Below are 21,059 nucleotides of genomic sequence, written 5' to 3' on the forward strand. Positions count from 1 at the left end.
ATTGCATCAGAATGTGTAATTCATGCTTACCGAGACGCTACGCGGTTCGCCATAGACGGCAGAGTCATCGAGGTAGGAGTAGTATTCACGGTCGAACAGGTTGCGGACGTTTGCCTGCACCGCCAGCTGTTTCGTCAGCTGATACTGTGCGAACAAATCGACGAGCGGATAGCTGCCCTGGTAGAGGCGCTGCGTTTCGCCGTCCGGACCGGTGACATCTTTGTACACCTGATTCTGCCAGTTAACCCCGCCGCCTACGGTCAGTTCCGGAAGCACCGGGACGCGGTAGCGGCTGAACAGCTTCAGCTGCGTCTGCGGCGCGAAGCTGTTAAAGCGACCATCTGAATCACGGGCAACGTAACGGGTCGCACTGAAGGTAAGCTGCAGGTTGTCGGTAACGGCACCGTTCACTTCAAATTCCGCCCCTTTGCTCACTGCGCCTTTGGTTGCACGATAAGCCTGTTCGCTGGATCCATTAACAAATTCTCCACTTATGGCCTCTCCTGCGTTCTCTTGTTCGATGCGGAATACGGCAACGTTGGTGGTCAGTCGACCGTCCATCCAGTCGGCCTTCAGGCCCGTTTCATAGTTTTTGCCGGTGACGGGGGAAAGCCATGCGCCATCTTTCGTGCGTTTGGTTTGCGGGGCAAAAATTGAGGTATAGCTGGCGTAAGCGGAAAGACTGTCGTTGATGTCATATACCAGCCCGCCGTAAGGCGTGGTGTTGTATTTACGCATATCGCCGCTGCTGCCGTCTGAGCTGTATTGGGTATAACGTGCGCCAACAATCAGCGACAATGGATCCGCCAGCGACAGGCGTGTCGCCGTATACACCGATTTTTGCCGCACGATATCATCCGCATTTTGATACCAGTCGCCCCACTCCGGCTCGGCCACGCTGCCGTCCCAGCTGTTGTTGAAGATGCCAATCCGATCGCTGTCCATCGGCCCGTCTTTGCTGAAGGTGGCATTGTGCTGCCGGCTATAGCTGGCTCCGGCCATCAGCTGATGTTGACGCCCGAGTAGTTCAAAAGGTCCGCTGGCGTAGGTATCAAAGGAGTCCAGGGTACGCTTGCCGCGATCCTTACTTCCCCAACCTGATGCGCCCTCACCGGTGGTGGCGTCCGGATTGCCCATCACGTAGAGCAGAGTGTCGTTGAACGTTTGCTCGCCGTGGGTTCCATTGAAACGAATCGACCAGCCGTTATCCCAGCTGTGAGTGAGGTTAGCAAAAACTTTACGTGATTCAACGTTGTATCCCGTCCAGTCCGCCGAGGTATTCACGTTGCGATCGTAATGGGTGCGGCTGCCGTTACTGTACAGGCTGGGTAATCCGCCCCAGGTCGGGTTGGCGGTATTTGTTTGCTGATAATCCCAGCCCAGCGAGGCCGTTGTGTGTTCCGTTACATCGCCTTCAATTACGCCATAGAGAAATTTCTTGCGCTTACCATATCTGTCGAGCCAGCTGTCCTGATCCTGATAACCTGCCACGACGCGCCCGCGCAGGCTGCCGTCGGAATTGAGCGGCGCGGAGATGTCGCCCACATAACGCTGTTTGTTCCAGCTTCCGTAGCTTGCGCTGACGTTGCCCCTGAAGGTTTTACTGTCGGCACGTTTACGCACCATGTTCACCGTTGCTCCCGGATCGCCAGCGCCGGTCATCAGGCCGTTCGCGCCGCGCACAATCTCGATACGATCATAAATGGCGGTATCTTCCTGCGCATCGCCAAAGTTCCACGCGTCGCCCATCGATGTGGGGATCTCATCGTAGGCGAAATTGGTGATTTCAAAGCCGCGAGAAAAGTAGCTGGAACGCTCGCTATCAACCTGCTGCGACGAAACGCCGGTGGCATTGGTTAATACCTGGTCAATGGTTTGCAGATCCTGATCCTGCATACGCTGGCGCGTCACGACGCTTACTGACTGGGGAACGTCGCGCGGCGTCAGCAGCATTTTGGTGCCTGAGCGCGTGGTTTTTACCGCATAATCCTGCTGCGAATCGGCGCTCCCGCTCCCGTCGCCGTAGACAACCATTTCTTGTTCTTGTGTATTCTCATCCGCCTGTGCCGGGTGCATGACGGCGGACATCGCCAGCGCAAGCAGTGAAAGTGAGAATGGCGTATGAATTAATCCTGCGGGCGCTTTCGCGCGATTAGCCCTGCCGTTAAGCATCATCATGTTACCTGTCAGTTGTTGTCGTTTTTGCAAGTTATCTATCTAAATAAGAATGGAAATGATAATTATTTGCTTTATTATGCACAGGTTATTTTGTAAGTGAAATGTAAATAAATGTATATTTATAAAAAATCAGCGCCTTTCTCGTCTGACAGGAACAAAAAATGAACAAATTGCAATGGCTAAACGGAAAGACATGGGGCGTCAGCGTCCTTACCGCGGCGTTAACCCTGAGCGCAACCGCGTCAGCAACTTCCCCTGATTCGCCTGCATTCAAGCAGCGCGAACTCGCTGATGGATTGTATGAGATGGTTTATTCTCCAACGGCAAACGCGTTATACGTCGCGAGCGCGCAGGGCTTTAAAAACGTCAACGGTGGAGTGCTCTATAAACTGGATCCCACAACGCTTGCCACGCAAAGTGAAACCCACACCGACCTGAAAAACTTCGGCATGGCGGCGGACGATAATGGCAAGGTCTACTACACCACCAACACCCTTGATGGCGGTGTATCGAAAGTGGACGTGCAAAGCGGCAAGGTGCTGCAGCGCCTGATGTTTGAAGGCAAAGATAAGGATGGCGACCCGGTTGGCGCACGTGAGATCCTCTTCCACAAGGGACAACTGTTTATCGGCGGCGTTGCCGACCCTGGTTTTATCTCCGTGGTTGATGCCAGCACCATGACGCTAAAAGCCCGAATTGAGAATGCCGGAAAATGGGTGACGGGGATTATCTATTCGCCGTTGAAAGATCGCCTTTATGCCGCCAATGGCGGCGGTGAAATTCTGGTGATTAACCCGGGCACGTATAAAATCGAACAGCGCTGGACGCCGGGAGATAAAAAAGGGTATTTGTTTCTCAACATGGCAGAAGATCCGACCACCGGCCGCCTGTTCGTGACCGATGATTCAAAAGCCAAAACCACGTTGGTATTTGATGAGCGCAGCGGGAAAGTTATCAAGCGTCTTGAAGGCGATGCGCTGGGGATTAAGTTCAACGCTACGCGCAACGAAATTTACATCAGCCAGCGCGAGTCAAAGAAGGTGCTGCAGCTTGACGCTGGCAGCTATGCCGTGAAAAACAGCTGGACGTTCACCAGCCATCCTAACAGCCTCCTGGTGACACCAGACGGTAAAACGTTATACGTAACAGTGAAGCAGGACTTCAATGACGACAACACTACGAAAGGCCCAGATAGTGTGGTTCGTATTTCATTAAATTAAATAAATACAGCCATCCTGTGAGGGATGGCTAATTTATCAAAGTGGTCGTTGTAGCTGTATCTAAACAGCAATCCGCAAGACCGAAAAAGATGCGCCGCTCAAATGCTATTTCACATCAGCGCGGCGCTTAATTTAGTCGTGTTTAATCATGACATGCCGGACAACCGTATAATCCTCCAGCCCGTATACCGACATATCTTTCCCGTAGCCTGAGAGCTTCATCCCGCCGTGCGGCATTTCGCTTACCAGCATAAAGTGGGTATTGACCCAGGTGCAGCCGTACTGCAGCCTCGCGCTAAGCCGATGGGCGCGGCCCACATCTTTTGTCCAGACGGACGATGCCAGACCGTATGGCGAAGCGTTGGCCCAGGCCAGGACCTGCGCCTCGTCGTCAAACTCGGTGACGCTCACCACCGGGCCAAAGACTTCGCGCTGCACAATGGCGTCCTCCTGCTTTGCCCCGGCCAGCAGGGTCGGTTCAAAGTAATAGCCTGCCCCGTCACGTTTACTGCCCCCGGTGACGACGCTGATATGGCTGAGCGCTTTCGCTTCATCAACGGCCTTGCAGACGCGGGCCAGGTGCGCGTCAGAGCTGAGCGGGCCAAGCTCTGTGGATTCATCCTCAGGCGCGCCCATCTTCAGGCTGGCAACGGCTTTACCCAGTTTCTCCACCAGCGCGGGATAAACTCCCTTCTGGGCGTAGATCCGGCACGCCGCCGTACAGTCCTGCCCGGCATTGTAGAAGCCAAAGGTGCGCACGCCTTCCACCACCGCATCCAGATCCGCATCGTCAAACACAATAACCGGCGCTTTCCCACCCAGTTCCATGTGCGTGCGCTTAATGGAGGAGGCCGTACGGCTGATGATGTGCTCCCCGGTTGCAATTGATCCGGTAAGCGAGACCATACGCACTTTTTCGTGTCCGGTGAGCGGGTCGCCAACGGTTTTCCCCCGGCCAAACAGCACGTTGAGCACCCCGGCCGGGAAGATATCTTTCGCCAGTTCGCCCAGCTTCAATGCCGTCAACGGCGTGATTTCCGAGGGCTTGATCACCACGCAGTTCCCTGCGGCCAGCGCCGGGGCCAGCTTCCAGGCCGCCATCATCAGCGGGTAGTTCCAGGGGGCAATCGAGGCCACGACGCCCACCGGATCGCGGCGGATCATGGAGGTGTGCCCTTCAAGGTACTCTCCGGCTGCCAGACCGTTCAGGCAGCGCGCCGCACCGGCAAAGAAGCGGAACACATCCACCACTGCCGGGATCTCATCCCCGCGCGCGCAGTGCAGCGGCTTCCCGCAGTTAAGCGATTCGAGACGCGCAAACTCATCCGCATTCGCCTCGATGGCATCCGCCAGCTTAAGCAAACACTCGGCACGGGTCTTTGGCGTGGTTTGTGCCCAGGTGTCGAAAGCCTCATCGGCTGCCTGAACGGCCGCATCGACCTGAGCAGCAGACGCCTCGGCGATCTCAAGCAGCACCGCCCCCGTGGCGGGGTTATACACCGGCTGCTTTTCCCCTTCGCCGTTGACCAGTTCACCCTTAATCAGCAGTTGATTTTGCATAGCATTGTCCTGTTGAAATCGACGTTATTTTCCGCCACCGGCGACAGTCTCGCCGTCGCGGGTGAGCCACCAGGCTCCCAGAATGGGGAGAGTCGTCACCAGCATCACCAGCAGCGCAACCACGTTGGTGACCGGCACATCGCGCGGACGTCCAAGCTGGTTGAGCAACCACAGCGGCAGCGTGCGCTCATGCCCCGCGGTGAATGTTGTGACGATAATTTCATCAAACGACAGGGCAAAGGCCAGCATCCCCCCTGCCAGCAGCGCAGACCCTAAATTGGGGAGCACCACGTAGCGGAAGGTTTGCCAGCCGTCGGCCCCTAAATCCATCGACGCTTCGACCAGGCTCCAGGAGGTACGACGGAACCGGGCGATCACGTTGTTAAATACCACCACCACGCAGAAGGTGGCGTGTCCGACAACGATCGTGAAAAATCCGGGTTCAAGATTGATGGTTTTGAACGCCGTCAGCAGCGCCAGGCCGGTGATGATCCCCGGCAGGGCAATGGGTAGCAGTAGCAAAAGCGAGATGGCGTTTTTGCCAAAAAATGTGCTGCGCCACAGCGCCGCGGCCGCCAGCGTGCCCAGCACCAGCGCGATAGCCGTCGACATGGCGGCGATCTTAAGTGACAACGTCACGGAATCAATGATATCTCCGCGCGAGGCAGCTACGCTAAACCACTTCAGCGTCAAGCCGCGCGGCGGGAAACTGAAGGCTGCATCTTCGGTATTAAACGCATAGATGGCGATGATCAGCAGCGGGAAGTGGAGAAAGATCACCCCACCCCACGCGGCAATTTTCAGGAACAGCGGTGCGCGCTCAGAGTGCATCGAACGCTCCCAGGTGTTTCACAAACGCCAGATAGAGAGAAATCAGCACAATCGGTACCAGCGTAAATGCCGCCGCCATCGGCATATTGCCGATCGCCCCCTGCTGGGAATAGACCATATTGCCAATGAAGTATCCCGGCGGCCCAACCAGTTGCGGCACGATAAAATCACCGAGCGTCAGCGAAAAGGTAAATATCGACCCGGCCGCAATACCGGGTACAGCTAGCGGGAATACGACGTAGCGGAACGTCTGACGAGGACGCGCGCCCAAATCGGCAGAGGCCTGCAGCAATGACGCAGGTAAACGCTCCAGCGCAGCCTGCACCGGCAAAATCATAAACGGCAGCCAGATGTAGACGAACACCAGAAAACGCCCCAACCCGGAAGTCGACAGCGTATTGCCGCCAATCGCCGGGAGAGTGAGGATCGACATCAACACCGGCTCCAGCCCCATATGCCCAAGAAACCACTGCGCGACGCCATCTTTCGCCAGCAGCAACGTCCACGCGTAGGCTTTGACGATATAGCTGGCCCACATCGGCAGCATCACCGCAATATAAAAAAACGCTTTCCATTTGCCGCGGGTATAGCGCGCCATGTACCAGGCCATCGGGAAGGCCAGGATCGCGCTGGCAAGGGTAACGGCGGTGGCCATCGCCAGCGTTCGCAGGATGATGTCGTAGTTTGCCGGGTTGAACAGCGCCTGAATGTTCGCAAGCGTCAGGTCCGGCGTGACCGACATCGTGAAGTCATCGAAGGTATAGAACCCCTGCCACAGCAGCGTAAGCAGCGAGCCTAAATAGATAATGCCGAACCACATCAGCGGGGCAAGGAGCAGCAGGAACAGCCCTAATGCGGGTTTGCGCCAGAACAGCGCGGTGATACGGCGCAGGGTGCCGTGCGGCCCGGGCGCAGGTGAAATGCGCATCTCCATTTCACCGCTCCTCATTCAGCCGCACCATGGCCTCGCGCGACCAGGATGCCAGCACCTGCTGGCCGGGTTCAACGCCCGACGGTAAGATCCCACCGCTGAGGTTCGCCTGGCTGACCAGCAGCTTTGCGCCATCTGCCAGCGCAAGCTCCACGCGGGTTGCCGCCCCCTGATACTGTACCGCCTGTACCACGCCCTGAACCTGAACTTCTCCGCCCTGATTGAGGCGAATATGCTCCGGGCGCAGCGAGTACATACCCTCCATACCACAGACGCTACGGGCGATGCCCGCATCGAACACATTTGAGGTGCCGACGAAACCGGCGACAAACAGCGTGCGCGGGCGCATATAGAGCGCATGCGGGGTATCTACCTGCTCGATACGCCCATTGTTAAACACCGCCACGCGGTCGGACATCGACAGGGCTTCACCCTGATCGTGCGTGACAAAAATGAAGGTGATACCGAGTTCCTGCTGCAGTTTTTTCAGCTCAAACTGCATCTGCTCACGCAGTTTCAGATCCAGCGCCCCGAGCGGCTCATCCAGCAGTAATACCCGAGGCTCGTTGACCAGCGCGCGCGCAATCGCCACGCGCTGACGCTGGCCGCCCGATAGTTGCGACGGTCTGCGGGCAAGGGCAAAACCTAAACCGACCTTTTCCAGCGCCTCGTTTGCCCGCGCGTGTCGCGTTTTTTTGTCGATGCCCTTCACCATCAGGCCGTAGGCCACGTTATCGAGGATCGACATATGCGGGAACAGCGCGTAGTCCTGGAACACCGTGTTCACATCACGCTCCCACGGCGGAAGTTCGCTGGCCTCTTTGCCGAAGAGAGTGATTTTGCCGCCGCTGAGCTGCTCAAACCCGGCAATCAGGCGCAGGCAGGTGGTTTTGCCGGAGCCAGACGGCCCCAGCATTGAGAAAAACTCTCCGTCATGAATGCCAATGGTGACCCCATCCACCGCCCGTACGTCACCGTACAGGCGGGAAACGTCAGTGAACTCTACCGCGTACGTCATGTTCTGCTCCCGGCAATTAACGCCCGCCCATGATGGCGATGTAATCCTGCGTCCAGCGGCTGTACGGCACAAACTTGCCCCCCTGCGCCACCGGGGTTTTCCAGAACATGATTTTGTCGAAGTTGTTATAACCGTTGGTTTCGCAGCCTTTCTCGCCCAACAGCGTACTGGCCTTACAGCCTTCCGCCACGACCGGCAGCGAACCGAACCATGCCGCCAGATCGCCCTGCACTTTTGGCGTTAACGACCAGTTCATCCATTTGTATGCGCACATTGGGTGTTTCGCCTGGGCGTGGAGCATGGTGGTATCCGCCCAGCCGGTGACGCCCTCTTTCGGGAAGACGGTAGCGATCGGCTGGTTTTCCGCTTTCAGGGCATTTGCCTGATACGGCCACGCGCTGGACGCCACCACGCCTTCGTTTTTGAAATCGCTCATCTGTACGGTGGTGTCATGCCAGTAGCGGTGGATCAGCGCATGCTGGTCCCGCAATACGTTAAGCACGGCGGCATACTGGGTTTCCGTGAGCTGATACGGATCGGTGATGCCGAGCGCAGGCTGGGTGGCTTTAACGAACAGCGCCGCGTCGGCAATATAGATTGGGCCATCATAGGCCTGGACCCGGCCCTGATTGGTTTTACCGTCCGGCAGATCCTGTTTTACGAAGACCACGTTCCAGCTGTCCGGCGGCGTGGGAAAGGTTTTGGTGTTGTACATCAGCAGGTTCGGCCCCCACTGATACGGCGTGCCGTAGGCCTTACCGCCAACGTTAAACCATTCGCCTTTCACCATTCGCGGGTCGATTGTTTTCCAGTTCGGGATCAGATCGGGGTTAATCGCCTGAACGCGTTTGCCCATAATCAGGCGCAGCGAGGCATCACCCGAGGCCGTAACCAGATCGTAGCCCCCTTTCGCCATCAGGCTGACCATCTCATCTGACGTGGCCGCCGTTTTTACATTAACCGCACACCCGGTCTCTTTTTCGAACTGCGTAACCCAGTCATAGTTTTTATCCGTCTGACCGCGTTCGATATACCCCGGCCAGGCAATGATATCCAGTCGGCCTTCCCCGTCGCCAATGGCTTTAGGTGGCTCGGCGGCTTGCGCTGTCATGATCGTCATGCCAAGCGCGCACAGGCTGCTGCGGGCAAAATTTTTGCTCATTCGATTTACTCCTGTCGCAATGAAATTTAGCGGCAGCCGTGCCGTAAAAATATCTCCTTAACTAAACGTAGACCGCGCAAATGCGCCGCACCGCGCGGCTTAAGGAATTTTCATCAAGGTGTGACCGAGGGCGCATTCCCCGTTAACTGGATTATAGACAAGGGGTTAGCGTTGGGAGGTGGTATGCAGATTTCCTATGATACAGCCCGGCGTGTGCATCACCGGGCCGACCGCAGGAGAGGCGAAAATCAGGCGTCCAGCATGTCGCTAATCAGCGTTCCCAGCTGGATAACGGCCTGCTCTTCCCGCTCGCCCCACGTCCAGGAGGTGTTAAAACGGAAGAACGGCGTCCAGACGTCAGAGGTAGAAAACATCTTCCCCGGAGCGATGCTGATATGGTGGGTTAACGCCTTCTCGCTCAGTAAGCCTGCATCAAGTTGCGCGGGCAGTTCGAGCCACAAAAAATAGCCGCTGTCGCTGTGATGGATTTTGACGCCCACGGGCATGTGGCGCAACAGCGCCTGCCAGGCCTGCTGTTTGCGCTCGGCAAGCGTGCGTCGAAGGCGGCGCAGGTGAGCGTCGTAGCGCTTGGTTGCCAAGTAGTCCACCAGCGCCAGCTGCATCGGTGAGCTGGTGGATAAGGTACTCATCAGCTGCAGGTGTTGAATGCGGCGCGCATGTTTCCCCGCGGCCACCCAGCCGATGCGAAATCCCGCCACCAGACATTTCGAAAACGAGGAGCAGTGTAGCGTCATATCCTGACGATCCCACGCTTTTGCGGGGAGCGGTTTTTCGCGGCCAAAATAGAGTTCGCTGTAGACATCGTCTTCTATCAGCGTGACGTTGTGCTTCGTCAGCAGGGCCACGAGCTGCGCCTTTTTATCGGCAGTGAGGGTAAATCCCAGCGGGTTCTGGCTGTTGGTCATCAGCCAGCAGGCTTTGACCGGATACTCATTCAGCGCCTGCTCCAGCGCATTGAGATCGATGCCTTCCCGGACGTCTGTTGCGATAGACAACGCCTTGAGCTTGAGGCGTTCCAGCGCCTGCAGCGCGCCGTAGAAACAGGGGTTTTCGACGATCACCCAGTCGCCCGGCTCCGTCACCGCCTGCAAGCTGAGATTGAGCGCTTCGAGTGCGCCAGCGGTAATCACAATCTCGTCCGGCGAGATGTTCATCCCCTGCTGCGCATAGCGGCGGGCAATAGCGTGACGTAAATCCACATTACCGGGCGGCAGGTTTTCAATCACGCTCATCGCCGTAGCGGTTTTGCCGACGTTAGCCAGTGAGCGGTTGAGCTGCTGAAGCGGGAACAGACGGGGATCGGGAAACGCAGAGGCAAAGGGGACGACGGACGGGTCGCGGCTGGCCTGAAGCACGTCGAAGATGTAGGTGTTAATGTCGACCACTTCGTCGCGCATCACCTGAGCCGGAGGGGCTGGCTGCTGTGCGGTCGGGCGCGAGGCAACGTAGTAGCCCGACTGCGGCCTGGCGACAATGCGCCCCTGGCTTTCCAGCATCTGATACGCGTGACCCACGGTCATAAAACTCATGCCGCTGCTGGCGACCTGCTCTCGCAGAGAAGGCAGCTTATCGCCCGGCAACCATACGCCAAGCTCAATCTGCGAGATGATTTGTTGCGCCAGACGCTGGTATTTTTTCATCAGATTCTCCTTATTGCCGACAGTGTATATCAGCAGGAGAAAAAGAGAAGATTTTGCTAACTGTTATGATCAGCGAGGTTGATTATTTACGGTACTCAGTCACATGGCTCTGTGCGGCGTGCGCAGCGGCCAGGTGGTCCAGCGTAATCATCGACGATTTGCAAAAAATGCATTTTGCGCCGTACGGGTTTTTGTCAGACACATCAAAAGCTGAGGTGCGGTACTGCGAGCCATGACAGCATGGGCAGCGGAAATGGATATAAGAAATCATAAGATTCTCCTGTAAACGTAAAATACGTAAAGTGCTAATGGGCCTTTCAGGCGATAGAGTGGTCTGAAACAAAAAGCTAATCGGAGTGTAGAAAAAGACCCAAGAGAGGCTGCGGAGAGGCACAACGTGATGAGAACTGCTTTTATAAAACTACGTCAGATATTTATTCGGTTTCCAAACCAGAAGACCATTAACGCACGTGGTTGACGACAAAGCAAGCGGTTTAATGCATTAAATTTATAAAAACGAATCTTTTATTCGTTAAAGCACAGTATATCAGATTCGAAAAACACCTGATTTACACAAACTGTTATATATAAATTTCACTTTTCTGCGTCTGACAGTGTTCTTTCCCGCCCTATACCATAACAGTACACCGATTGACATTGAGGCTGTGCATGTTTGGTTTAGATGCTTTTCACCTGGCGCGGATACAGTTTGCCTTTACCGTATCCTTTCACATTATATTCCCGGCGATCACCATAGGCCTGGCGAGCTATCTCGCCGTGCTGGAAGGCCTGTGGCTGAAAACAAAAAAACCGGTCTGGCGCGCGTTGTACCATTTCTGGTCGAAGATCTTTGCCGTTAACTTCGGTATGGGCGTGGTCTCCGGGCTGGTAATGGCATACCAGTTTGGCACCAACTGGAGCGGGTTCTCGCAGTTTGCCGGCAGTATTACCGGGCCGCTGCTTACCTATGAAGTGCTGACCGCCTTCTTCCTCGAGGCCGGTTTCCTCGGCGTGATGCTGTTTGGCTGGAATAAAGTCGGGCCCGGGCTGCACTTTTTTGCCACCTGCATGGTGGCTTTAGGGACCATTATTTCTACCTTCTGGATCCTCTCCTCGAACAGCTGGATGCAGACGCCGCAGGGCTATGAGATCGTCAACGGCCAGGTGGTGCCGGTCGACTGGTTTGCCGTGGTCTTTAACCCCTCCTTCCCCTATCGTCTGCTGCATATGTCTATCGCCGCGTTCCTCAGTAGCGCGCTGTTTGTTGGCGCGTCTGCCGCCTGGCATTTGCTGCGCGGCAACGCTACCCCCGCCATTCGCACAATGTTCTCGATGGCGCTGTGGATGACCCTGATTGTCGCGCCCATTCAGGCGCTGGTGGGCGATATGCACGGGCTTAACACCCTTAAGCACCAGCCTGCCAAAATCGCCGCCATCGAAGGACACTGGGAAAATCCGCCGGGTGAGCCAACGCCGCTGCTGCTGTTTGGCTGGCCGGATATGGAGCAGGAGCGCACGCGTTTTGGCCTGGCGATCCCGGCGCTCGGCAGCCTGATCCTGACGCACAGTCTGGATAAACAGGTTCCGGCCCTCAAATCGTTCCCAAAAGAAGACCGACCTAATTCCACCATCGTTTTTTGGTCTTTCCGCATTATGGCCGGTCTAGGGATGTTGATGCTCTTGCTGGGCGTGGCGGCGCTGTGGCTGCGTTACAAAAAGCGGCTGTATACCTCGCGTCCGTTCCTGTGGTTTGCCCTGCTGATGGGGCCATCCGGGCTGGTTGCGATCCTGGCCGGATGGGTCACCACCGAGGTGGGCCGCCAGCCGTGGGTGGTTTACGGGCTTCAGCGCACCAGGGATGCGGTTTCTGCCCATGGCGATCTGCATATGAGCGTGAGTCTGCTGGCCTTCTTCATCGTCTATACCTCGGTGTTTGGCGTGGGTTACAGCTATATGGTGCGGCTGATAAAGAAAGGACCTCAGCCCCATGAATCGTTCGCTACGGAGTCTGACGGACGCCCTTCCCGCCCGCTGTCGGCGGTTACGACTGAATATAAGGAGCAGCCATAATGGGTATCGATCTCTCCCTTATCTGGTTTGTCATCATTGTCTTCGCCACCCTGATGTATATCGTTATGGACGGCTTTGATCTGGGGATAGGCATTCTGTTTCCGGCGATACCGGACGCGGACGATCGCGACGTGATGGTCAATACCGTTGCGCCGGTCTGGGACGGAAATGAAACCTGGCTGGTGCTGGGCGGCGCGGCGCTGTTCGGCGCGTTCCCGCTGGCCTATGCGGTGATTATTGACGCCCTCACCATTCCTCTGACGTTAATGCTGATCGGGCTTATTTTTCGCGGCGTGGCCTTTGAGTTTCGCTTTAAAGCGACGCCGGCCCATCGTCCGTTCTGGGATAAAGCCTTTATCGGCGGGTCGATTCTGGCGACCTTTACGCAGGGCATCACGGTGGGCGCGGTCATTAACGGCTTTGCCGTGACCGGACGCGCCTACAGCGGCGGGCCGTTTGACTGGTTAACCGGTTTTACCCTCTTTTGCGGCGTAGGGCTTGTGGTGGCCTACGCGCTGCTAGGCTCGACCTGGCTGGTGATGAAAAGTGAACATGCCCTGCAGCGCCGCATGCGTCAGCTGTCGAAACGCTTGCTGATAGCGCTCCTGGCGATTATCGCTGCGGTCAGCCTCTGGACGCCGCTGTCCTATCCCGCCATTGCCGCGCGATGGTTCTCTTTGCCGAACCTCTGGTTCCTGCTGCCCGTTCCGGCGCTGGTGCTTCTGTTGAGCGTGCTTCAGTGGCGCTGCCTGAACAATGATGACAGCCATAGCCGTCCGTTCATCCTGACGCTTGGGCTGATTTTTCTGGGGTTCAGCGGGCTTGGGATCAGCATCTGGCCGCACATTATCCCACCATCCATCACCCTCTGGCAGGCTGCCGCCCCCGCGCAAAGTCAGGGCTTTATGCTGGTAGGTGCGCTATTGATCATACCTGTTATCCTTGTTTATACCTTCTGGAGTTATTACGTTTTTCGCGGGAAAGTTCAGCATGGGGAGGGTTATCACTGATGCAACAACCTGTCTGGAAGCGACTGCTGTGGCTGGTCATTATCTGGGGTGGAAGCGTACTGGCGCTGGCGTGCGTCAGCATGTTCTTCCGCATGCTGATGACCGCGGCGGGCTTTAAATCACATTAGTTTTCAGGCCGGGTGCAGCGCATAGCCCGGCCTCTTCTCGCACTTTCAGATAAACCCCATTAACACGTCAGGGCGTATGGTTACACTGTGAAAAGATTCATCGTATTGATAGTTCGAGAAGAAAAATGAAAAAGATCGTTGCAGTAAGTTTACTGAGCCTGGCGCTGGCAGGCTGTGTTAACCCGGGCAAAGCCTCTGTTCAGCCCGACCAGCTTAAGACTCATCGCTTTGTTCTGGAAAATATTGACGGCAAAGCGGTCACCAGCAAGGCAACGCCGCCTGAAATTCGTTTCAGCGCTCAGCCTGACATCAGTCTGATCAACAATATCGCCGTCTCCGGCGTGATGTGTAACAGCTTCAACGGCCAGGGGAAATTATCCGAAGGCGAGCTTAAGGTCAAAAACCTGGCCATGACCCGCAAGCTGTGCACCGAGCCGCAGCTGAACGCGCTGGATCAGACGCTCAGCGATATGCTGCGCAAAGGCGCGCAGGTCGACCTGACGGAAGACCAGCTAACGCTGGCGACAGCGGATAAAACGCTGATGTTTAAGCGGGTTGAATAATCAGTAGTTGCCGCATGAACCCACGGCAAGCGACTGCTCACTGCACCGTTTGCCATTGGGTAGCGCGCACATCCCCATCGCCGTCCCGTCCAGCTGGCGGGCAACGGACAGTGAACCGCCGATCATCGCGCAGTTGGCCTGTCCTAAACTGGACATCGCCGCTTTCATTCCTGGCGTAACGTGCGCCGCCGTCGCCTGCTGAACAGGTTCATTACTGCACGCCGATAACACTAACGCGGCACACCCTACCCAAAATGCTGAACGCATACTCTCTCCCCCCTTAGATTAAGCGAAACCTATGCATAATAGGCATCGTGCGCCGTATCGTCGAGAGCGGATGTGCTTATTTATGCGCCCTGGAAACAATTTCTCGCAATTTTTTCACCCAAATATTGATCTACTCATTGATGAAGGGAATATCGAGGACACAAAAGCGAAAATCGTAAAATCCGACCTTTGCTAAAATAGGGAGATAATTATCTGGGCTCGTCGCCGTTTCACGGGTCCCTCTTTTTTGCGCAATGTAAGGGTGTTGTCCTATGCAAACTATTGACGGTAATGGTGCAGTCGCGTCCGTCGCGTTCCGCACCAGCGAAGTTATCGCCATCTACCCGATTACGCCAAGTTCAACGATGGCTGAGCAGGCGGATGCCTGGGCTGGAAATGGGTTAAAAAACGTCTGGGGCGATGTCCCTCGCGTCGTGGAAATGCAGTCAGAAGCCGGGGCGATTGCCGCGGTGCACGGCGCGCTGCAGACCGGAGCCTTGTCGACGTCCTTTACGTCATCTCAGGGCTTGCTGCTGATGATCCCCACGCTTTACAAGCTGGCGGGCCAGTTGACCCCGTTTGTCCTGCACGTCGCCGCGCGGACGGTTGCCACCCACGCCCTCTCCATTTTTGGCGATCATTCAGACGTGATGGCCGTGCGCCAGACCGGCTGCGCCATGCTGTGTGCCAGCAGCGTGCAGGAAGCGCAGGATTTTGCGCTGATTTCGCATATCGCGACCCTCAAAAGCCGCGTGCCGTTTATTCATTTCTTTGATGGTTTCCGCACCTCGCACGAAATCAATAAAATCGTCCCGCTGGCGGACGACACTATTCGCAACCTGCTGCCGCAGGCGGAGATCGACGCGCATCGCGCCCGCGCCTTAAACCCGGAGCACCCGGTGATCCGCGGCACGTCCGCTAACCCGGACACCTATTTCCAGTCCCGCGAGGCAACCAACCCGTGGTACAACGCGGTATACGATCACGTCGAACAGGCGATGAACGACTTTAGCGCCGCCACCGGACGTGACTATAAACCGTTCGAATATTACGGCCATCCGCAGGCGGAGCGCGTTATTGTGCTGATGGGCTCCGCCATTGGCACCTGCGAAGAGGTGGTGGATGAACTGCTGACGCGCGGCGAAAAAGTCGGCGTGCTGAAAGTACGCCTTTACCGACCGTTCTCGGCGAAACATCTGCTTGCGGCCCTGCCGGAAAGCGCGCGCAGCGTGGCGGTACTTGACCGCACCAAAGAGCCGGGTGCTCTCGCAGAACCGCTCTACCTGGACGTTATGACTGCCCTGGCAGAAGCCTTTAACAACGGCGAACGTGAAACGCTGCCGCGCGTCATCGGCGGCCGCTACGGTCTTTCCTCGAAAGAGTTCGGTCCGGACTGCGTGCTGGCGGTGTTCAACGAGCTGGCTACCGCGAAGCCAAAACCCCGCTTCACGGTCGGTATCTATGATGACGTGACCAACCTTTCGCTGGCGCTGCCGGAGAACACATTGCCTTCGGGTGCGAAGCTCGAAGCGCTGTTCTATGGTTTAGGCAGCGACGGCAGCGTCTCTGCGACCAAGAACAATATCAAGATCATCGGCAATTCGACGCCCTGGTATGCGCAGGGGTATTTTGTCTATGACTCCAAGAAAGCCGGCGGCCTGACCGTATCGCATCTGCGCGTCAGCGAGCGCCCTATCCGCTCGGCGTACCTTATCTCCCAGGCCGATTTTGTGGGCTGCCACCAGCTGCAGTTTATCGATAAATACCAGATGGCCGAGCGCCTGAAGCCCGGCGGTATTTTCCTGATCAATACCCCGTACAGCGTGGATGAAGTTTGGGCGCGTCTGCCTCAGGAAGTGCAGGCGGTGCTCAACCAGAAAAAAGCCCGACTGTTTGTGATTAACGCGGCGAAGATTGCCCGTGAATGCGGCCTGGCGGCGCGTATTAACACCGTGATGCAGATGGCCTTCTTCCACCTGACCCATATTCTTCCGGGCGATAGCGCCCTGATGGAGCTGCAGGGAGCGATCGCCAAAAGCTACAGCAGTAAGGGGCAGGAGCTGGTTGAACGCAACTGGCAGGCGCTGGCGCTGGCACGCGAATCGCTGTTTGAGGTTCCGCTGCAGCCGGTGAACGCCGACAGCCCGAACCGTCCACCGGTGGTTTCTGACGCCGCACCGGATTTCGTCAAAACCGTCACGGCGGCGATGCTGGCCGGACTTGGCGATGCCCTCCCCGTCTCGGCGCTGCCGCCGGACGGCACCTGGCCGCTGGGCACTACGCGCTGGGAAAAACGCAACATCGCCGAAGAGATCCCAATCTGGAAAGAGGAGCTGTGTACCCAGTGTAACCACTGCGTGGCGGCATGCCCGCACTCGGCAATCCGCGCCAAGGTGGTCTCTCCGCAGGACATGGACGCGGCACCGGCCAGCCTGCACTCGCTGGATGTGAAGTCCCGCGATATGCGCGGCCAGAAATATGTCCTTCAGGTCGCCCCGGAAGATTGCACCGGCTGTAATCTGTGCGTCGAGGTGTGCCCGGCGAAAGATCGTCAGAACCCGGAAATCAAAGCCATCAATATGATGTCGCGTCTGGAACACGTTGAAGAAGAGAAAGTGAATTACGACTTCTTCCTCAATCTGCCAGAGATCGATCGCAGCAAGCTGGAGCGTATTGATATCCGCACCTCGCAGCTGATTACCCCGCTGTTTGAATACTCCGGCGCCTGCTCCGGCTGCGGCGAAACGCCGTACATCAAGCTGCTGACGCAACTCTATGGCGACCGCATGCTGATTGCGAACGCGACCGGCTGTTCTTCTATCTACGGCGGTAACCTGCCGTCCACCCCTTACACCACCGACGCTAACGGTCGCGGTCCGGCATGGGCAAACTCGCTGTTTGAAGATAACGCCGAATTTGGCCTTGGCTTCCGCTTAACCGTCGATCAGCATCGCGCGCGCGTGATGCGCCTCCTGTCGCAGTTTGCCGATAAAATCCCGGCAGAGCTGAACGAGGCCCTGCACGCAGAAGCCACGCCTGAAGTACGTCGCGAGCAGGTTGCGGCGCTGCGTAACGCCCTTCAGGGCACTGAAGGCGCCGAACAGCTGCTGACCGATGCTGACGCGCTGGTCGAGAAATCTATCTGGCTGATTGGCGGTGACGGCTGGGCTTACGATATTGGGTTTGGCGGGCTTGACCACGTTCTGAGCCTGACCGAGAACGTCAACATTCTGGTGCTTGATACCCAGTGTTACTCCAACACGGGTGGGCAAGCCTCGAAAGCGACCCCGCTCGGCGCGGTGACGAAGTTTGGCGAACACGGTAAACGCAAGGCGCGTAAAGATCTCGGCGTCAGCATGATGATGTACGGCCACGTCTACGTCGCGCAGATTTCGCTGGGCGCGCAGCTGAACCAGACGGTGAAAGCGATTCAGGAAGCGGAGGCCTATCCGGGGCCATCGCTGATTATCGCCTACAGCCCGTGCGAAGAGCATGGCTATGATCTGGCCCTGAGCCACGATCAGATGCGCCAGCTCACCGCGACCGGTTTCTGGCCACTGTACCGGTTCGATCCACGCCGTGCAGACGAAGGCAAACTGCCGCTGGCGCTGGATTCACGTCCGCCGTCAGATGCGCTCGCCGAGACGCTGATGCAGGAGCAACGCTTCCGTCGTCTTAACGCCCAGCAGCCTGACGTTGCAGAGCAACTGTGGAAAGATGCCGCGGCCGACCTGCAAAAACGCTATGACTTCCTGGCGCAGATGGCCGGGAAAGCGGAAAAATCGACCAGCGAGTAACTCCTCTGCCCGGCACGTCCGGGCATTTTTTTGCCATAAAAAAAGCCCGATGCATTCGCATCGGGCTAATCCAGATTATCGATGAATATCGGTTTAATTCAGCCAAAGATATTCATGGAAATTATGGATGAAGAATCTTAAAGGCATATAACAGCGCAAAGAGTACCTGTTTTTTCTGATAATTAATAATTTTAATTTTGTATGATTTCAATTAAACCATTCACAAAACAAATCACCATTTCCTTTGCATTATTTACTTTAGATAATTCTCACCTGGTAACAATTATATTTTATTACTCGTCTGTAAGACTGATTTAGCATGAGACCTCTTTCCATGCAGGAAAGTTCACGTAGTAATTAAATAAAAATTTGCAAAGGAAAAACCAAAATGCAAAGAAAAGTACTGGCACTGATGATTCCAGCGCTGTTAATGGCTGGCGCAGCACATGCAGCAGAAATTTATAATAAAGATGGTAACAAGCTCGATCTGTACGGAAAAGTCGATGGCCTGCACTACTTCTCTGATGACCAGGGTGCCGACGGTGACCAGACGTATATGCGTCTGGGCTTCAAAGGTGAAACCCAGATTAACGACCTGCTGACCGGCTATGCCCAGTGGGAATACAACATTCAGGCGAACAACACCGAAGGCTCTGACAACCAGTCCTGGACGCGTCTGGCGTTCGCCGGTGTCAAAGCCGGTGACTACGGCTCATTCGATTATGGTCGTAACTACGGCGTGCTGTACGACGTGGAAGGCTGGACCGATATGCTGCCAGAGTTCGGTGGCGACTCCTACAGCAAGGCCGATAACTTTATGACTAACCGCGCTAACGGCGTGGCGACCTACCGTAACACCGACTTCTATGGTCTGGTGCAGGGTCTGAACTTTGCGCTGCAGTACCAGGGCAATAACGAAGACGCCAGCAACAATCAGGAAGGTACCAACAATGGCCGCGATACCCGCCATGAAAACGGTGACGGCTTCGGTATCTCCACAACCTATGATTTCGGTATGGGCTTCAGCGCGGGTGCGGCTTACGCCTCATCTGACCGTACCAACGATCAGGTGACTAAAACCACTGCGGGTGGCGATAAAGCCGATGCGTGGACTGCTGGCCTGAAATATGACGCGAATAATATTTATCTCGCGGCCATGTATTCTGAAACGCGTAATATGACGCCTTACGGTGATAATGACGCCGCTGTGGCAAATAAAACGCAGAACTTTGAAGTGACTGCGCAGTATCAGTTTGATTTCGGTCTGCGCCCGGCAATTTCTTACCTGCAATCTAAAGGTAAAGACCTGGGCAACGGCCAGGACGATCAGGATCTGGTTAAATATGCTGACGTCGGCGCGACATATTACTTCAACAAAAATATGTCCACCTACGTTGATTATAAAATCAACCTGCTGGATGAAGACGATCAATTCTATAAAAACAACGGCATCGGTACCGACGATGTTGTAGCGTTAGGTCTGGTTTACCAGTTCTAATGACTCAGGCCCGCCTGTCTGGCGGGCCTATTTTTAGCTTTTTAACGGAAAACGTCATAATACTTTCAACTTGCGCAGTTGCGCCCTCCTGTAAGATGATGACCCTACTGTCACTGCGGTAAGGGGCATCTCCATGGTTCATCATCCTGTAAAATCATCACGTATTGCCTCTGTTGCCTACGACGAAAAAAGCGCCACGCTTGAAATCCGCTTTCGCGATCGCAAAACGCTGCAGTATCAGCGCGTTCCCGCCCGCATTTTTTCTGATTTTTTGAGCGTTGTCTCAAAAGGCCGCTTTTATGACGGCGTCGTTAAGGGCAAGTTTAAAGAGACCAGAGTACAGTAACGGCGTGTCTGCGACGTATAAGGATAGGTGCGTGTTCACCCGACTCTCTCTGGCTCTGCTTGCCCTGTTAGGCTGTATCTGGATAGCGCTAATTTTTGATTTTGGCGGTGTGATGGGCCATCTGAGCGAATGGCTAAACGCTCTGGATCAAAATTAGTCAGCCTCTTTTTGACGAAACGACAGATAGCCGTACACCCCACTGTCCCCATCCAGCGGGTGATTAACGCCGTCCATGACCACGACCTCCGCGAAATCAAAAGGCGAGACGTTTTCAAAGCACGCCACGTTAACGCCGTACTGGTTCGGATTGGAACGTCGCTGATGGAAAGTGTAAATCCCACAGACCGAGCAAAAGAAATGTCGTGCCGTACCGGTATTGAAACGGTATTCGGTGAGCGTGTCTTCCCCTTTGGTCACGGTGATCCCCGATAACGGTGCGGACACCGCTATTGCGCCGCGCATTCGACAATACGAGCAGCTGCAACGGCGGGCGGTATTAAACCCGTCCGTCAGTTCAACGGTAAATGCCACCGCGCCGCAGTGACACTGTGCATGACGAATTTCAGCCATCTTCTATACCCCTTTTCTGACCAGTTCAGCGGCCTTCACGAACACGTCGTCTTCGACGCCATCGCCCTTCTGCCTGCCGAGCCTGAGCAACTCGTTGATGATACTGTCACGATTGATGTGTTGCTGCGCTGAGACCAACCCGATGACCGCTGCGCCAATCGCCAGACCGACTAATCCTGTTTGTTCGTCTTTATTCTTCATGCTCATGATCCCTGATCCCTCTCAAAAGCGTAGCAGGCACGTTGTAAA

At 55.8% G+C, this 21,059-nt stretch carries 20 protein-coding genes; 9 read left to right on the forward strand and 11 right to left on the reverse strand.

Features of this window, described 5'->3' with window-relative positions:
• Positions 1-6: 6 nt before the first annotated feature.
• On the reverse strand, positions 7-2,175 hold the full coding sequence (fhuE, locus tag QLG21_RS11725; protein WP_282484542.1) for a ferric-rhodotorulic acid/ferric-coprogen receptor FhuE: 2,169 nt from the start codon (positions 2,173-2,175) through the stop codon (positions 7-9).
• Positions 2,176-2,339: 164 nt separating this feature from the next.
• Between fhuE and QLG21_RS11730 the strand changes: the two genes are divergently transcribed.
• Entirely contained in the window at positions 2,340-3,398 is a 1,059-nt protein-coding gene (locus QLG21_RS11730; protein WP_137848682.1) for a hypothetical protein, read from the forward strand.
• A gap of 132 nt (positions 3,399-3,530) precedes the next feature.
• Here the strand turns inward: QLG21_RS11730 and patD are convergent, their stop codons facing one another.
• The 7 genes from patD to QLG21_RS11765 form a co-directional block, all read right to left on the reverse strand.
• Complete coding sequence (gene patD / locus QLG21_RS11735) at positions 3,531-4,958, reverse strand: aminobutyraldehyde dehydrogenase (protein WP_282484466.1); 1,428 nt, start codon at positions 4,956-4,958, stop codon at positions 3,531-3,533.
• Positions 4,959-4,982: 24 nt separating this feature from the next.
• Positions 4,983-5,789 carry an ABC transporter permease gene (locus QLG21_RS11740; RefSeq protein WP_282484467.1) on the reverse strand — a complete coding sequence of 269 codons (807 nt, stop codon included), beginning with the start codon at positions 5,787-5,789 and terminating at the stop codon, positions 4,983-4,985.
• On the reverse strand, positions 5,779-6,717 hold the full coding sequence (locus QLG21_RS11745; RefSeq protein ID WP_282484543.1) for an ABC transporter permease: 939 nt from the start codon (positions 6,715-6,717) through the stop codon (positions 5,779-5,781). The genes QLG21_RS11740 and QLG21_RS11745 overlap by 11 nt, the downstream gene beginning before the upstream one ends.
• A 7-nt stretch (positions 6,718-6,724) precedes the next feature.
• A complete protein-coding gene (locus QLG21_RS11750) occupies positions 6,725-7,738 on the reverse strand; it encodes an ABC transporter ATP-binding protein (RefSeq protein WP_282484468.1) in 1,014 nt (337 codons plus the stop codon).
• A gap of 16 nt (positions 7,739-7,754) precedes the next feature.
• A complete protein-coding gene (ydcS, locus tag QLG21_RS11755) occupies positions 7,755-8,900 on the reverse strand; it encodes a putative ABC transporter substrate-binding protein YdcS (RefSeq protein ID WP_006175490.1) in 1,146 nt (381 codons plus the stop codon).
• Positions 8,901-9,148: 248 nt separating this feature from the next.
• Positions 9,149-10,561: a PLP-dependent aminotransferase family protein gene (locus tag QLG21_RS11760; protein ID WP_282484469.1), complete on the reverse strand. Its 1,413-nt coding sequence runs from the start codon at positions 10,559-10,561 to the stop codon at positions 9,149-9,151.
• Positions 10,562-10,643: 82 nt separating this feature from the next.
• A complete protein-coding gene (locus QLG21_RS11765) occupies positions 10,644-10,832 on the reverse strand; it encodes a hypothetical protein (protein WP_006175493.1) in 189 nt (62 codons plus the stop codon).
• 398 nt (positions 10,833-11,230) lie between these two features.
• Here QLG21_RS11765 and QLG21_RS11770 point away from each other — a divergent pair, with 398 nt between their 5' ends.
• From QLG21_RS11770 to hslJ, 4 genes are all read left to right on the forward strand, one after another.
• Positions 11,231-12,631 (forward strand): cytochrome ubiquinol oxidase subunit I, encoded by a 1,401-nt coding sequence (locus tag QLG21_RS11770; protein WP_137848686.1) that lies wholly within the window; start codon positions 11,231-11,233, stop codon positions 12,629-12,631.
• Entirely contained in the window at positions 12,631-13,641 is a 1,011-nt protein-coding gene (cydB, locus tag QLG21_RS11775) for a cytochrome d ubiquinol oxidase subunit II (protein WP_282484470.1), read from the forward strand. Before QLG21_RS11770 ends, cydB begins: the two co-directional genes overlap by 1 nt.
• A complete protein-coding gene (locus tag QLG21_RS11780; RefSeq protein WP_006175504.1) occupies positions 13,641-13,769 on the forward strand; it encodes a DUF2474 domain-containing protein in 129 nt (42 codons plus the stop codon). The genes cydB and QLG21_RS11780 overlap by 1 nt, the downstream gene beginning before the upstream one ends.
• Positions 13,770-13,894: 125 nt before the next feature.
• Positions 13,895-14,332: a heat shock protein HslJ gene (hslJ, locus tag QLG21_RS11785; protein ID WP_137273189.1), complete on the forward strand. Its 438-nt coding sequence runs from the start codon at positions 13,895-13,897 to the stop codon at positions 14,330-14,332.
• Here the strand turns inward: hslJ and QLG21_RS11790 are convergent, their stop codons facing one another.
• Positions 14,333-14,599 (reverse strand): DUF333 domain-containing protein, encoded by a 267-nt coding sequence (locus QLG21_RS11790; RefSeq protein WP_282484471.1) that lies wholly within the window; start codon positions 14,597-14,599, stop codon positions 14,333-14,335.
• Between the two features lie 272 nt (positions 14,600-14,871).
• Between QLG21_RS11790 and nifJ the strand changes: the two genes are divergently transcribed.
• The 4 genes from nifJ to QLG21_RS11810 all read left to right on the forward strand — a co-directional run bounded on the left by nifJ (position 14,872) and on the right by QLG21_RS11810 (position 20,397).
• Complete coding sequence (gene nifJ / locus QLG21_RS11795) at positions 14,872-18,396, forward strand: pyruvate:ferredoxin (flavodoxin) oxidoreductase (RefSeq protein WP_282484472.1); 3,525 nt, start codon at positions 14,872-14,874, stop codon at positions 18,394-18,396.
• 388 nt (positions 18,397-18,784) lie between these two features.
• A complete protein-coding gene (ompC, locus tag QLG21_RS11800) occupies positions 18,785-19,894 on the forward strand; it encodes a porin OmpC (RefSeq protein ID WP_006175508.1) in 1,110 nt (369 codons plus the stop codon).
• A 133-nt stretch (positions 19,895-20,027) separates the two neighbouring features.
• Positions 20,028-20,240 carry a KTSC domain-containing protein gene (locus QLG21_RS11805; protein ID WP_006175511.1) on the forward strand — a complete coding sequence of 71 codons (213 nt, stop codon included), beginning with the start codon at positions 20,028-20,030 and terminating at the stop codon, positions 20,238-20,240.
• Positions 20,241-20,271: 31 nt separating this feature from the next.
• Positions 20,272-20,397 carry a hypothetical protein gene (locus tag QLG21_RS11810; protein ID WP_254915577.1) on the forward strand — a complete coding sequence of 42 codons (126 nt, stop codon included), beginning with the start codon at positions 20,272-20,274 and terminating at the stop codon, positions 20,395-20,397.
• On the opposite strand, the gene QLG21_RS11815 is transcribed toward QLG21_RS11810, so the two are convergent.
• Positions 20,394-20,810 (reverse strand): GFA family protein, encoded by a 417-nt coding sequence (locus QLG21_RS11815; RefSeq protein WP_042319885.1) that lies wholly within the window; start codon positions 20,808-20,810, stop codon positions 20,394-20,396. The genes QLG21_RS11810 and QLG21_RS11815 overlap by 4 nt on opposite strands.
• 3 nt (positions 20,811-20,813) lie before the next feature.
• Entirely contained in the window at positions 20,814-21,011 is a 198-nt protein-coding gene (locus QLG21_RS11820; protein ID WP_042319888.1) for a hypothetical protein, read from the reverse strand.
• Positions 21,012-21,059: the final 48 nt, after the last annotated feature.

The sequence above is a fragment of the Enterobacter sp. V87_3 genome, from assembly GCF_029967835.1.
In the GTDB taxonomy this organism is placed as follows: Bacteria; Pseudomonadota; Gammaproteobacteria; order Enterobacterales; family Enterobacteriaceae; genus Enterobacter; species Enterobacter cancerogenus.